Here is a 14,520-nt window from a genome sequence, read left to right as displayed (position 1 = left end):
ATAAGAAATGATTTATGAAAGAATAAGCTACTTATAAGCACAACAACTTGAAATCGAGATCTAGGTCTCACAGAACTGAACGTGTTTAAAAGTAGAAAAGAGAGAGGATTACCAATGTTGTCGAAGTCTAAAGCTTCACCGTGTATATTAACCTTAATTCTCTCTTTTATTCTTTCTGATTATATATCAAAATTAGTAAAAGACAAACTTAAGACGTGTATAGCTCATTGCGACTGAATTCCTAATCGGAATTCATTGCAATTTGCTATCTTTCGGTTACGACGGAAAATCATAGCTGATTTTCCGCAACGAGCCATACACCAGACCGTTGTGCGTCATACCCAAACTGTACTCATATGAAAATAAACTTTATAATTATTTCACTTTTATTCTTAATCGGAATTTCTTGTAAAACGAATGAAAAAAAAGATATTTCTGAAAATAAAATAAAAATTGAGTGGGTCGAAAATCTAAATGGAGATTTCTCTTTTAAAGAGAAATGGAGTTATGGAGATGGTATTTACAAAAATCAAAATGGAGAATTAAGGCTAGATCCTGGAATGGTTCCTGAAGAAATTGGGGAGACTATAACAAGAAAGTATGACGAAAACAATAGAATATATAAAGACTCATTAGCTGAATACTATAAAATTGTTGATACGACTCATATATTTCACTCAATTAAATCCGTAGCGAATGTATATGAAAGTACTGTTTATAACCATTTTGAATTTAAAAGAATGGAAAATGGAGAGATTAAAGGGGAAACAATAAACAATGTTTCTGGATATAGTCATTTGCATATTAAATTAGATAATGATTATTGCTATGCTTGGAATGATTTTAACAGTTTCAAAGATTTAGGAAATCATATTTTTGATTTGAAAAACGGAAAAATTTTTATAGACAGACTTTTGCTCCAGAAAGGAATCATTAAAGCTGTATTTGATTTCAATTTTAATAACACTTTGGAGGAAAAGGAAAAATTATCTTGGAAAGGAAAGATTTATAGCAAAATAAAAGCTAAATAATGTACGAACGCACAACAATGTATAACCGCAATTACGGCGGATTCGACTACGTCCGAACCCACTCCCAATTGCTAATGTCTGTGATAAGCCGAAAATCATTAACTTTAATCCCGTAACTTCGGTTATACCTACCGTTGTGCGTCATTTACAAACCCGATAACATTGATTAGAAAGACTGACATAATTTCAATAAATTCAATTAAGGAATTACCTTCACTCGAACGAATTAAGTCAATTCCAAGAGAAAAGACTTTAAAACTTGTTTTTGAAAATGAGGTCAAAAGTAAAAGAGAAAAAATCGGAGAAAATCTAAAAAAAGAACTTTTAGGATTTCAAGTTGGAATTCATACTATCGAGCCTGAAATAAATATAGCAAAACTAATAACAGACGAGGAAATTGTAAGTAACCAAGACTTCTTCGAACAATGCGCAAAAGATTATAGAGAATTAGGAAAAGTATTACTTTTTAAACTAATTAATAAGCTTAATTTAAAATTAAATGAAGATTTTCCTTTAGGCACTTTTAACGCACTAAAATCTGGAAAAAAACAAATTGGAAAAGTAGAAAATTGGAAATACTTTGTACACGGATTTCATTGCGGATTTGAAAATAAAACGACAGGACAAACTATAGAAGTTCCGTTAGTTTTCGGTTTAGAATTTGGAGATTTAGACCCATATTTTTTTACAAAGTATATTAAATCAACACCTAACTATAAACCTTTACCTATTGAGATTTATGAAGATTATGCTGACGGAATTCGAATAAACGAGAAAATGATTTCACTCGGTAAATTTGAACGAATAAGCTCAAATATTGGAAACCATTTTGGAATTGTAGTAACTGATAGAGAAAAAGTAAATATTAAGTCTTGTGAAGAATTAGACGAACAGAACGAAAAACAAAATAAACAAGTGGGAAACTCGAAATTTAATATTTGGAAATTCCTTGGACTGAAAAAATAAAAAACGAACTTAAGCCGTGTAAAATCAATTGCTGGTTTTAGCCAATTTACGAAAGTTCTCGAGGACTTTCTATCTGTGATTTATTTGCTAACTTTAGTGCTTAAACCACAGCAACAAAGCTTATACAAACACGTTAGGCACAAGCTGAAACCAATTTTATGAAATACCAATTATTATTACTTCTTACCATTTTAGTTTCGAGTTTAATTAACTCGCAGACAGAATATGTTGAGAAATATGATAATGGACAAATCAAAATTCAAGGATTTTTAATCGATAGTATTTTAATTGGAAAATACACAGAATATTATAAAAACGGAAAGATTAAAACAATCGGAGAATTTAAGAATTGTGAATACGAAACAAATTATACAAAAATCTATGTTGGAGGTTGTGGAGTTGGAAATAATTCGACAATTAGGGAAGGAAAAAAACATGGAGAATGGAAAGATTATTATGAAAATGGAATTCTCGAATCTAAATACAACTATTTCTGTGGATTAAAACAAGGGAATTTTTTCAACTATCAAAAGGATGGAAAATTATATTGGATTGATTTTTATAGTGCCAACAAAAAAATGGGAACTCAAGAGTTCTATGAAAACGGACTTTTAGCAAAAACTTCTACTTTCTCTTATGAATATAGTAAACATGATGAACACGATTTAAAAAGAACTATAGAAAATGAATATTATAAAGATGGCTCATTAAAAATTCAAAGAGTAATCCAAGAATTAAAAGATGACATTGAAAAAGAGAGTTTTAAAGAATATTATAAAAACGGATTTTTAAAAAAGGAATCAGAAATTATTGACCTTGACAAAAACGGAATTTATCGTGAATTTTACGAAAATGGAAATACAAAATACGAGGGTATTTTTAAAAACGACAAACCAATTAACAAACAATATTTCTATAATTACAAAGGAGAAATGACAAAAATTGAGACTTGGAAAGATGGAAAAATAATAGAAACTGAATTAAAAAAAAGCTAATCACTAACTACCTCTATAATTGATTACTCAGAAATTTCTCTTACTTCTTAATAATAGGTTCAGTTTCGCTAGATTTTTGTAGGTTATTAAAAATTGTTCTAACTACAAACAACTATCTTTTTAAGATCATTATAATAATATCTCTCCCCTGAATATAAGCTTTCAGATTTCTTATAATTACTAAAACTTCATGGTAAGTTCTTTAAACCATCTTTAATTGGTGTTTTGTTTTTTTGTTTATTTATTAGCTTAGAACATTTAGATACATCAACCCCTTAAATGTAGATTCTTAACTCAGAATAATTCAATTTCATAGTAAAAACGTTTGCGGTAGCGTTTACGGTACGTAAAAGTAAGAAAGATATGGGCATAAAAAAACGAATTGTTCGTAAACAATTCGTTGATTCTATAAGCATTAAGTCTAGTAGCGGGAACTGGACTCGAACCAGTGACCTTCGGGTTATGAGCCCGACGAGCTACCTACTGCTCTATCCCGCGATTTGGACTGCAAATATACAACACAACCTAAGTATTTTCCAAACTTTATTTCATTTATTTTTTATCAGCTTATATTATAGTCGCTTAACAAAACAAACTATATTTGTATCATGATTCATAAAGCCGGTTTTGTAAATATTATTGGAAATCCTAATGTGGGAAAATCTACCTTGATGAATGCTTTGGTGGGCGAAAAATTATCCATCATAACACCAAAAGCGCAAACAACAAGACATCGAATTTTGGGTATTGTTAATCACGATGAATATCAAATTGTGTTTTCTGACACTCCTGGAATTATAAAACCTGCTTATGAGTTACAAACGTCTATGATGGATTTTGTGAAATCTGCTTTAGATGATGCCGATGTATTAATTTACATGGTTGAAGTTGGTGAAACTGCTTTAAAAAATGAGGCTTTCTTCAATAAAATTATTAATAGTAAAATCCCTGTGATTTTATTATTGAATAAAATTGACAAATCGAACAAAGAAGAAGTTGATAGAAAAATAGCCTATTGGAGACAAAAAGTACCAAATTCTTTTGTGTACGTAATTTCTGCTCTAGAAAAATTTAATGTGGATGCTGTTTTTTATAAAATTATAGAATTACTTCCAGAAGGACCACCTTTTTACCCAAAAGATCAATTAACAGATAAACCCGAACGCTTTTTTGTAAATGAGAAAATTCGTGAAAAAATCTTAACCCACTATAAAAAAGAGATTCCGTATTCTGTAGAAGTAGAAACAGAAAGCTTTATTGAAGAAGAAAATTTAGTAAGAATTCGTTCTATTATTATGGTAGAAAGAGATACTCAAAAAGGAATTATTATTGGACATAAAGGTTCTGCTATAAAACGTGTTGGAGCAGAAGCAAGAAAAGATTTAGAACGTTTTTTTCAAAAGAAAGTTTTTATAGAACTCTATGTAAAGGTCAATAAAAATTGGAGAAGCGATAAAAATCAATTAAAACGTTTTGGATACAATCAAAACTAATTATTAATTATACCAATCACTAAATCGTGCAGTTCTTTCATTTGATTTTTACCAGTATCTTTTCCAATTTTTCCTAAAAAATATAACAATATCCAAATTAGTGGTAATGCAACCAACATTGCAATTGGAAAAATTAAACTCTCATCCAAACGATACCTCACATAAGTCATTACTCCAAATCCTAAAAACATTGTAGTTACTACAAAATGAACAAACATAAAAAGTGTCCAAACCTGTGGTTTTGGCCCAAATAATCCTTTTATAGTTGATGAGTTTTCATCAACTTTTACAACTTCAAAATGCAATTGAGGTGACCAAAAATGACTTTTATTTTCAGGAATATCAATAAAAAAATGGCTATCTACTACTCTATGTTTATAAACACACTCTTCGCTTTTTAAATAATCTGTAATTCTTTGTAACAAGCTTTCTGAATTTTCTTGTAGATCAATCGAAAACCTTGGCCGCAGGTTAATTTCACTATTTCGTTTTTCAATTAATACATTACGATTATCATTCATACCATACTTTTTAAACTGTTTAAATTTACAATTATTTATCATATAGTAAATTGTATCTTTGCAAAAAATTTCAATTCAAATGAATAGCATAGTTGCCATAGTAGGAAGACCTAATGTTGGAAAGTCGACACTTTTTAATAGATTGGTACAGCGCAGAGAAGCAATTGTAGATTCTGTTAGCGGAGTTACAAGAGACAGACATTATGGAAAATCTGATTGGAATGGAAAGGAGTTTTCTGTAATAGACACAGGTGGTTATATTGTGGGTTCTGATGATATTTTTGAAGGTGAAATTAGAAAACAAGTGGCTCTGGCCATTGAAGAAGCTGATATTATTGTTTTTGTGGTAGATGTAGAAGAAGGAATTACACCAATGGATGCTGAAGTTGCTAAACTTTTACGAAAAGTAAAAAAACCAATTTTTATTGCCGTTAATAAAGTTGACAATGCAATGAGAGCTGCTGATGCTGTTGAATTTTATAATTTAGGTTTAGGGGATTATCATACAATTTCATCCATCAACGGAAGTGGAACTGGAGATTTATTAGATGCTTTAGCAGAAAAAATGCCAGAACCTGAAGAAGTTGATTTAGAAAAAGAAGAGTTACCAAGATTTGCTGTTGTTGGAAGACCAAATGCAGGAAAATCATCATTTATAAATGCTTTAATTGGTGAAGACAGAAATATTGTAACCAATATTGCTGGTACAACAAGAGACTCAATTGACACAAAATACAACCGTTTTGGTTTCGATTTTAATTTGGTTGATACAGCTGGAATCAGAAAAAAATCGAGAGTTAAAGAAGATTTAGAATTTTATTCAGTAATGCGTGCCGTACGTTCTATTGAGTATTCTGATGTAATTATTTTAGTGGTTGATGCTACTCGTGGTTTTGAAGGTCAAGATCAAAATATATTTTGGTTGGCAGAAAAAAATAGAAAAGGAATTGTTATACTAATTAATAAATGGGACTTAATTGAAAAAGAGACCAACACCATGCGCGATTTTGAAGCCATGGTTAGAAAACAAATAGAACCCTTTACTGATGTGCCTATAGTTTTTATTTCTGCACTTACAAAACAACGTTTATTTAAAGCAATTGAAACCGCTGTAGATGTTTTTAATAATAGAAAAAATAGAATTCCAACAAGTAAGTTTAATGACACTATGTTAGAGGTGGTAAAAAGTTATCCGCCTCCAGCAACAAAAGGAAAATTTGTAAAAATTAAATATTGTATGCAATTGCCTACTCCAACCCCGCAATTTGCATTTTTCTGTAATTTACCTCAATATGTAAAAGATCCTTACAAACGTTTTGTAGAAAACAAATTACGAGAGATTTACAACTTTACAGGAATACCAATAACCATTTATTTTAGACAGAAATAATCATTTATTTTTTTGTTTGTAACTTTTAACCCTATTTTTCGTCTAAAATAGGAACATATACCTATTCTTAAATTTATTGAACAATGAAAATCGTAGAGTCAAATAAAATTGAAGATGTTGAATTACCTCTTCAACTATATATTTCCTTTAAAAAGGTATTTGTATTGTTCGAAAAATATGCCCATCCAGAATTCGAAAAACACCCTTTTCATACTTCGGCTGTTAAAATGGTGGATTTATTTAAGAAACACCCTGAATTAAATGACGGGTTTTCTGATTACTCATTGTTAGAAAAATATAAAGAGCAAATTAATTTATTACTAAACCCTTTATTTCCAGAATCTTTACTTCTTAACGAAATTAAAGCTGCTAGTGTACCGTTTTCATTTACTTCTTTTAAATTTACTGATCGGTTTGAAAACATTCTTAAAAATGCAGGAGAAGATTACGAATTGACGGTTCGCAATTTTGAGGATGACAGTATGTATGTTATGGCCTGTACATTTATTTTAGGTTTTGTTTATGGCTATAATATTGATATTAAAAGACCTTTTTACTTTGATATTCCTGATCAAACTACGGGCACAATGAAGTATTATAGAGCTGCCTTTAATGGTGATTTCTCTGATATTACACCCACAGAAAATGCACCGAATTTAACTCAAGAAGATTTTAAAGAGCTTTTAAACAATTTTGAAAACATAGATTTATGGAAGGAAAAATTTCCGCCAAATAGTTATATTTTTAAAGGTTTTGGATTGGTTAATTTATTTGATGTTACTTCAGAAGAAATGTTGTCTTCTATCAAAGCAAACCTTTTAGCTGGTGGAGATGATTTAATTTTTAAACTTCAAAATAACTTAAGAGATTTTTACGCCATTAAAGATTTAAAACTAGGATATTCAATTTTTGACAATGTAAACCATAAAGTTTGTGAGGCAGCTATAAAAAAATCTAATAGTATTGTTTTAAATAAGAATTCTGAAATAGTTTGTGGAACAGGTTATTTTTGCAATAGAATAATACAAAAGGTTTTTAAAAATCACGAGACTTTTATTATTTCTGATATTGACGAATATGGCTCTCTAACTGGCAAAAATGATTTTTATCAAAGTTTATATGATTCAGGGATTAAAAGTATCATCTTAATTCCAATAAAAGCTACTAACAATGGTGACTTAGCTTTATTAGAAATTGCATCGCCTAGAGCTTATGAATTAAACTCTGTAAACATTAATAAACTTAAAGACATCATACCTGTTTTTGAAGCTGCTGTCAAAAGGGTTTCAGAAGAACGTCAGAATGTTTTAGAAGCCACAATTCAAGAAAATTATACTTCAATACATAATTCTGTAAAGTGGCGTTTTTATGAAGCTGCTGAAAAGTATCATTTTGAACATCAAACAGATGAGAATGCTGCATTAGATGAAATTGTTTTTAATGATGTTTATCCATTATTTGGCCAAAGCGATATAAAAGGATCTTCAACGGCAAGAAATATAGCAATTAAAGAAGACTTAACTACACAATTAACTTTAGCTATTTCTGTTCTTGAAAACGCTTGTGAAACTGAAAAATTGCCGATTTATAACGAATTAATGTTTCGTGTTTCGACCTATCTTAACGATGTCAAATCTGGTTTAAGTGCTGGTGATGAAGTAAGTATTTTAGAGTTTTTAAGCAGAGAAATTTATCCCGTTTTTAGTCATATCAAAGAAATTAGCAGCAAACATTCTAAAAAGGTTGATACTTATATGAATCGTTTAGATAAAAATTTAAATGTTGTCTACGAAAAAAGAAAAGAATACGAAGAGAGTGTTACTCTTTTGAATGATAAATTAGCAAGATTTATTGACAATAAACAAAAAGAAGCCCAAGAAATGTTTCCTCATTATTTTGAGCGATACAAAACTGATGGAGTAGAATACAATATGTACATTGGGCAGTCTATTACCAAAAATAAAACTTTTGATAAATTGTACTTGTACAATTTACGTTTGTGGCAACTACAAGTTACTTACGAAATGGAAAATGTAGCCTATTTTGAGCTTAGCAACATGAAAAATGATTTACGTGTTGCATCCTTAATTTTAGTCCATAGTAATGCCATGGCTATCAAGTTTAGGATGGATGAAAAACAATTTGATGTTGACGGTGCTTACAACATTCGTTATGAAATCATTAAAAAACGAATTGATAAAGCACACTTAAAAGGCTCGGAAGAAAGGTTAACTGTTCCTGGAAAAATTGCTATTGTATATTCTCAAGAAAAAGATGCTTTAGAATACACAAAATACATCAAGTACCTTCAATCTAAAAATCAATTGGGTAAATTAGAATATTTAGAGTTAGAAGACTTACAGGGTGTTTCAGGATTAAAAGCACTTCGAGTTGAAGTTATTTATCAAAAAGATTTTAAAGAAAAAAACACCTTTTCTTTTGATGATTTAATTAAAGAAATTGAAGCATAAATTATTTTTTTTAAACTATTCCTTGAAATGAAAAAGCAATAGCAAAAGCAATAACACTTAAAATAATACCAACCATAAACACCGTGTAGGTGTGTCTTAAAAGACTGTACTTTCTATTTAACACCAAGCCTAAGAAATACAAATCTTTAGTTAAAGAACTGTATAAATATTCTCTATCTTTCATCATTTCTTGAATTCCCCATTCAAAATCATTTAGTTTCATTTGATGAAAGTTTCCAAAGAATAATAGATTTACTTTTTTATTAGCCACATCTTCTTTACTAAATCTTCCTTGTGTTACATTTGGTCTTGTAGCTAGAATAGAGAGCACGATAGAAACTACGGTAAATAATACAAAAATAATTGATGGTATAATTAAATAATTATTAGAAGGATTGTCTAATTTTGGTATTAAAGTAGACAACGTCATAGAAATAATAATTGCATTGACAGACAATAAAATATTGGCTTTGGTATCGGCAATATCACTTAAGGTAATATGATTTCTGAGAGCAACTCTAAACATGGTTTCAATACCTCTTTCTGGTGCTTCAGTTTTATCTTTTTTGAGTTCTAATGCTTCTTGTTTCTGATTAAACTTTTTAATATCATTTTTTAATTCTTTAAGATTTTTCATCAATTTAGAAAGATTCTTCTCTTTCCTTTTTGTCCATTTTTTTAAGGCATATGTGGTATTAAAACGATGTTGAATTGTAAAAAAGTTAATATTTTCTTTTATCCATTTTTCATCAGAAATATTTTTCAAGCCTGTTAATTCCCACTCTTTTCTCAATAAAGAAGTATAATCGAAAAAATTTTTTGAAGCTAAATGCGCACAATCAGCATCCATTATTATTTTTTCTAAATTATCTTTTGGTTGATGATTCATTTTTGTAGCTAAAACTAATTTAGAAATAGCTTCAATTCTTTTATCAGAAATTTTCTTTCCTTTTAAAAAATCAGTTACAATTTTTACACTTTTCTCTTCATGGTTGTCAGCTCCATCTACAAATCCAGTATCATGAAACCAAGCAGCTACCTCTAAATTTTGGGCATCAGTTTGGGCGATTTTTAATTTTTCTGCGAGTTCTTTTGTTTTCTCTACAACGCGTTGTGTATGCGCTAAATTATGATACACATACTTTGTATCAAGCTCATTACTCAACAAGTTAAAAACAAATTTTTCAGTATCAACAATTAAAGTACTCATATAAGATTATTTTATAAAAGAATCGAAAGAACTTACAGTCTAACTTTTCCTTTTATTGATATTCGTCGTAAATTTATGTATTGCTTTCAAAGCCTACAAATTAAGAATTATTTGTAAGTTAACAAGTTATTTAACGTCTAATAAAATGGAAAGCATATCAATATTAATTTAGAAAAGAAAGGAAACAATATATGCTAACTTGGAAAGAAGTAATCAACTTCACAACAAAAGGAAACCCAACTCCAGATAAAAGAGTTGAGAAATCCGAAACAGAATGGAAGTCTCTTTTAACTGAAGAGCAATTTAGAATTACAAGACAAAAAGGAACAGAAAGACCACATAGTGGAGCCTTATGTAGTATTTATGATGAAGGTCAATACAATTGTATTTGTTGCAATACGCCTTTATTCGATTCTACCATAAAGTTCGATTCTAGTTCGGGATGGCCAAGTTTTACACAACCTATTAAAGAAAATGCCATAAAATACCATAAAGATATTTCTTTTGGTATGATTCGCGTAGAAGTAATGTGTAACAGTTGTGATGGGCATTTAGGACATGTTTTTCCTGATGGACCAGAACCTAGTGGATTGCGTTATTGTATTAATTCTGAATCTATGCAATTAGAGAAAGGAGAAAAAAATGAGTAAAGATTTACAATTAGCCACTTTAGGAGGTGGTTGTTTTTGGTGTACAGAAGCTGTATTCCAAGAAGTAAAAGGTGTAGAAAAAGTAATTTCAGGTTATGCAGGAGGTAATGCTCCTGGGAAACCAACCTATAGAGAAATTTGTTCAGGATTAACAGGACATGCAGAGGTAATTCAAATTACATTTGATGCAAATATCATTTCGTTTGAAGATATTTTAGTGATTTTTATGACAACTCACGACCCTACTACTTTAAACAGACAAGGTGCAGATAGAGGTACTCAATACAGATCTGTCATTTTTTATAACAATGAGAATCAGAAACTGATATCTGATGAAGTTTTAAAACAGATTCAGCCTTATTATGATGATAAAATTGTGACTGAAATTAGTCCTTTGCCAGTTTTTTATGAAGCAGAACAAGAACATCAAAACTATTACAGAGAAAACACGCAACAAGGATATTGTAGTTTTGTAATTGCTCCAAAATTATCAAAATTGAGAAAATTACACGCTGATAAATTAAAGTAAGATGATTAAATTATATGGTGCAGAAAGATGCCATAAAACTCAATACTATAAAACATTTTTAGAAACGCGTAACTTAGATTACGCGTTTTTAGATGTAGAACAAAATGAAGATTTTGCAGAAGAATTACGTAACTTGTATGAGAATCGGAAATTGAATTTTCCTACAATAACCATCAACCAAAAAAAGTTGAGAAATCCTTCTGATAAAGAGCTTCAAAAATGGATAGATAAACTACTATGAAACTAAACATAAAAGATACTTTTACTACAAAATTACCTGCAGACCCAATTCTTGAAAACTCAAGAAGACAAGTTACTGAAGCCGTATTTTCGCATGTAAATCCGAAAAAAACAAAAGAGCCAAAAGTGATTCACACTTCGCAAGAAATGGCTAATGAATTAGGTATTTCATCAGAAGAATTACAAACAGATTTTTTTAGAGATGTTGTAACTGGAAATGAAATTTACCCGAATACAAAACCCTATGCAATGTGTTATGCAGGGCATCAATTTGGTAATTGGGCAGGACAATTAGGTGATGGAAGAGCCATCAATTTATTCGAAGTTGAACATCACAACAAAAATTGGAAAGTACAATTAAAAGGTGCAGGAGAAACTCCGTATTCTAGAACAGCAGATGGTTTAGCTGTTTTGCGCTCGTCAATTAGAGAATATTTATGTGCAGAAGCTATGTTTCATTTGGGTGTGCCAACAACGAGATCTTTGTCTTTAAGTTTAACTGGCGATGATGTTTTAAGAGATGTTTTGTATAATGGCAATCCTGCTTACGAAAAAGGGGCAATCGTATCTAGAATTTCTCCATCATTTTTACGTTTTGGGAATTTTGAAATTTTTACAGCTAGAAAAGATGTAAAAAACCTTAAAATTTTGGTAGATTATACCATCAAACATCATTTTAATCATATAGGAAAACCATCTAAAGAAACCTATATCAACTTTTTCAAAGAAGTTTCTAAACGTACTTTAGAAATGATAATTCATTGGCAAAGGGTGGGTTTTGTTCACGGAGTTATGAATACGGATAATATGTCCATCTTAGGTTTAACCATCGATTATGGCCCATATGGTTGGTTAGAAGGGTTCGATTTTGGGTGGACACCAAACACTACTGACAGACAACACAAACGTTACAGATATGGAAATCAGCCAAATATTGGCTTGTGGAATTTGTTTCAATTAGCAAATGCACTGTATCCGTTAATTGAAGAAGTTGAACCTTTAGAAGCTATTTTGGCTGAATATAAAACAAATTTTGAGCAAAAATCGTTGACAATGATGAAATCAAAATTAGGTTTATTTGAAGATAATAAAAACGATTTAGGCATCATTCAGAATTTAGAAGATACTTTGCAATTGGTAGAAACTGATATGACTATTTTCTTTAGAAATTTAAGTAATTTTTCTGATGAAAATTCAAATTTAAAAGTGATTGAAGATGCATTTTATGATGCTGAAAATATTTCTGAAGAAGTAAAACAACTATGGAATACTTGGTTAAACACATATGCTGAAAGATTAAAAAAGGAGAAGCTTTCTAACAATGAAAGAAAAGCAAAAATGAATGCTGTAAATCCTAAATATGTTTTACGTAATTATATGGCACAATTGGCAATTGATGCAGCAGATCAAGGCGATTATACTTTAATTGATGAATTATTTCAACTCTTAAAAAAACCATATGATGAACAACCAAAAAATCAAAAATGGTTTACAAAACGTCCTGAATGGGCAAGACATAAAGTAGGTTGTTCAATGTTATCTTGTAGTTCTTAAAAGTATATAAACACAACTGAAAGGTTAGAAACAAAAATTTAAAAAATGAAAATAGGTTTAGGAACAGCTGCACTAGGGAGGCCACAATACATTAATGTGCGTATAGAAAATTGCGACAACTCGAATTTAAAACGATTTAGACAAGAAAGTTTTCAAGTTTTGGAAGATGCTTATAATCTTGGAATAAGATATTTTGATACAGCTCCAGGTTATGGTTTGGCTGAAGAATTACTGTTAGAATGGTTGCAAACCAAAGATGATGATTCAATTGAAGTTGCCACAAAATGGGGATATACCTACACTGCAAATTTTGATGCAAATGCCAAAGTCCACGAAGTAAAAGAACATAGTTTAGCTAAATTAAAAGAACAGTGGAAGTTCTCAAAACAACTGCTACCCTATTTTAAGGTGTATCAAATTCATTCTACAACTTTAGAAACGGGTGTTTTAGAAAATGAAGGCGTTTTAAATGAATTGGTTCGTTTAAAAAAAGAGCACAATCTTAAAATCGGAATTACCACAACAGGAACAAATCAAGTAGAAGTGATTAAAAAAGCGTTAACTGTTTTTGTTGATGGAGAGCCATTATTTGATGTTTTTCAAGTGACCTATAATTTTTTAGATCAAAGTTTATTAGAAATTATTGATGAATTACAGCAACAAAACAAATCAATTGTTATTAAAGAAGCATTAGCAAATGGTCGTGTTTTTAGCAATAAAAACTATCCTCACTATGAAAAAATGTATTCGACTTTAGAAAATTTAGCACAAAAACACAACGTTGGAGTGGATGCAATCTCATTAAAATACAGTTTACAAACAATTGCAAATGCTACGGTTTTAAGTGGCGCAAGTAATACCAATCAATTTTCAGAAAATCTAAAAGCGAATTATTTTATGCTTTCTGATGATGATATTGAGTTACTAAGTTCTTTTAAAGTTTCTCCAGATTTTTATTGGGACGAAAGAAAAAAACTAGAATGGAATTAAGCAAAATTGCTTTTGGAGGTGGGTGTCATTGGTGTACAGAAGCTGTTTTTCAATCGTTACTTGGAGTTGAGAAAGTGGAACAAGGTTGGGTATCTTCAACTGAAAAAAACAACACTTTTTCTGAAGCTGTTATAGTTCATTTTGATAGCTCAAAAATCAACTTAAAAACCCTAATTGAAATTCATTTAGTAACGCATAAAAGTACAAGTAATCATTCTATGCGTAGTAAATATCGTTCTGCGATTTATTATTTTACAAATCAACAAAAAGAAGAAAGTTTAAAAATAATTAATGAATTACAACTTCAATTTGACAACAAGATTATAACACAGATTTTAGAATTTAATCAATTTAAACCTTCATCTAAAGAATTTCAGAATTACTATCAATCGAATCCTGAAAAACCATTTTGTAAAAATTATATAAATCAAAAATTAACCTTGCTAAAAAAGAAATTTAAAGATAGCATCTACCAATAAA

At 29.9% G+C, this 14,520-nt stretch carries 14 protein-coding genes and 1 tRNA gene; 12 read left to right on the top strand and 3 right to left on the bottom strand.

What is annotated here, in order from left to right; genetic code table 11:
- Positions 1–356: 356 nt before the first annotated feature.
- The 3 genes from DIS07_RS07205 (at position 357) to DIS07_RS07195 (ending at position 2,992) form a co-directional block, all read left to right on the top strand.
- Positions 357–1,031 (top strand): hypothetical protein, encoded by a 675-nt coding sequence (locus DIS07_RS07205; protein ID WP_109404537.1) that lies wholly within the window; start codon positions 357–359, stop codon positions 1,029–1,031.
- 162 nt (positions 1,032–1,193) lie between these two features.
- Positions 1,194–1,997, top strand: a complete 804-nt coding sequence (locus DIS07_RS07200) for a DUF6896 domain-containing protein (RefSeq protein ID WP_181374557.1) — start codon at positions 1,194–1,196, stop codon at positions 1,995–1,997.
- 158 nt (positions 1,998–2,155) lie between these two features.
- Positions 2,156–2,992 carry a toxin-antitoxin system YwqK family antitoxin gene (locus DIS07_RS07195; protein ID WP_109404536.1) on the top strand — a complete coding sequence of 279 codons (837 nt, stop codon included), beginning with the start codon at positions 2,156–2,158 and terminating at the stop codon, positions 2,990–2,992.
- A gap of 425 nt (positions 2,993–3,417) precedes the next feature.
- On the opposite strand, the gene DIS07_RS07190 is transcribed toward DIS07_RS07195, so the two are convergent.
- Positions 3,418–3,490, bottom strand: a tRNA-Met gene (locus tag DIS07_RS07190).
- Positions 3,491–3,600: 110 nt separating this feature from the next.
- On the opposite strand from DIS07_RS07190, the gene era reads away from it, so the two are divergent.
- The gene (era, locus tag DIS07_RS07185) at positions 3,601–4,485 is read left to right on the top strand and encodes a GTPase Era (protein ID WP_109404535.1); all 885 of its coding nucleotides are present in this window, start codon (positions 3,601–3,603) and stop codon (positions 4,483–4,485) included.
- Here the strand turns inward: era and DIS07_RS07180 are convergent.
- Entirely contained in the window at positions 4,482–5,006 is a 525-nt protein-coding gene (locus tag DIS07_RS07180; protein WP_146190717.1) for a GTP-binding protein, read from the bottom strand. The two genes, era and DIS07_RS07180, sit on opposite strands and share 4 nt — an antisense overlap.
- 79 nt (positions 5,007–5,085) lie before the next feature.
- On the opposite strand from DIS07_RS07180, the gene der reads away from it, so the two are divergent.
- Together der and DIS07_RS07170 are read left to right on the top strand one after the other, a co-directional pair.
- A complete protein-coding gene (gene der, locus DIS07_RS07175) occupies positions 5,086–6,396 on the top strand; it encodes a ribosome biogenesis GTPase Der (protein ID WP_109404533.1) in 1,311 nt (436 codons plus the stop codon).
- An 83-nt stretch (positions 6,397–6,479) separates the two neighbouring features.
- A complete protein-coding gene (locus tag DIS07_RS07170) occupies positions 6,480–8,867 on the top strand; it encodes a GAF domain-containing protein (RefSeq protein WP_109404532.1) in 2,388 nt (795 codons plus the stop codon).
- A gap of 10 nt (positions 8,868–8,877) precedes the next feature.
- Here the strand turns inward: DIS07_RS07170 and DIS07_RS07165 are convergent, their stop codons facing one another.
- Entirely contained in the window at positions 8,878–10,077 is a 1,200-nt protein-coding gene (locus DIS07_RS07165; RefSeq protein WP_109404531.1) for a Pycsar system effector family protein, read from the bottom strand.
- 191 nt (positions 10,078–10,268) lie between these two features.
- Between DIS07_RS07165 and msrB the strand changes: the two genes are divergently transcribed.
- The 6 genes from msrB to DIS07_RS07135 are packed head-to-tail and all read left to right on the top strand — an operon-like array spanning position 10,269 to position 14,519.
- Entirely contained in the window at positions 10,269–10,727 is a 459-nt protein-coding gene (msrB, locus tag DIS07_RS07160; RefSeq protein WP_109404530.1) for a peptide-methionine (R)-S-oxide reductase MsrB, read from the top strand.
- Positions 10,720–11,256, top strand: coding sequence for a peptide-methionine (S)-S-oxide reductase MsrA (gene msrA, locus DIS07_RS07155; RefSeq protein ID WP_109404529.1), 537 nt, complete (start codon positions 10,720–10,722; stop codon positions 11,254–11,256). The genes msrB and msrA overlap by 8 nt, the downstream gene beginning before the upstream one ends.
- Position 11,257: 1 nt before the next feature.
- A complete protein-coding gene (locus DIS07_RS07150) occupies positions 11,258–11,497 on the top strand; it encodes a glutaredoxin family protein (RefSeq protein WP_109404528.1) in 240 nt (79 codons plus the stop codon).
- Entirely contained in the window at positions 11,494–13,050 is a 1,557-nt protein-coding gene (locus DIS07_RS07145) for a protein adenylyltransferase SelO (protein ID WP_109404527.1), read from the top strand. The genes DIS07_RS07150 and DIS07_RS07145 overlap by 4 nt, the downstream gene beginning before the upstream one ends.
- Before the next feature lie 45 nt (positions 13,051–13,095).
- Positions 13,096–14,040 carry an aldo/keto reductase gene (locus DIS07_RS07140; protein WP_109404526.1) on the top strand — a complete coding sequence of 315 codons (945 nt, stop codon included), beginning with the start codon at positions 13,096–13,098 and terminating at the stop codon, positions 14,038–14,040.
- The gene (locus tag DIS07_RS07135) at positions 14,031–14,519 is read left to right on the top strand and encodes a peptide-methionine (S)-S-oxide reductase (RefSeq protein ID WP_109404525.1); all 489 of its coding nucleotides are present in this window, start codon (positions 14,031–14,033) and stop codon (positions 14,517–14,519) included. Before DIS07_RS07140 ends, DIS07_RS07135 begins: the two co-directional genes overlap by 10 nt.
- Position 14,520: the final 1 nt, after the last annotated feature.

Origin of the sequence: Polaribacter aquimarinus (assembly GCF_003129485.1) — a bacterium.
Taxonomy (GTDB): Bacteria; Bacteroidota; Bacteroidia; order Flavobacteriales; family Flavobacteriaceae; genus Polaribacter; species Polaribacter aquimarinus.
This window is presented reverse-complemented; position numbering and strand designations above follow the sequence as displayed.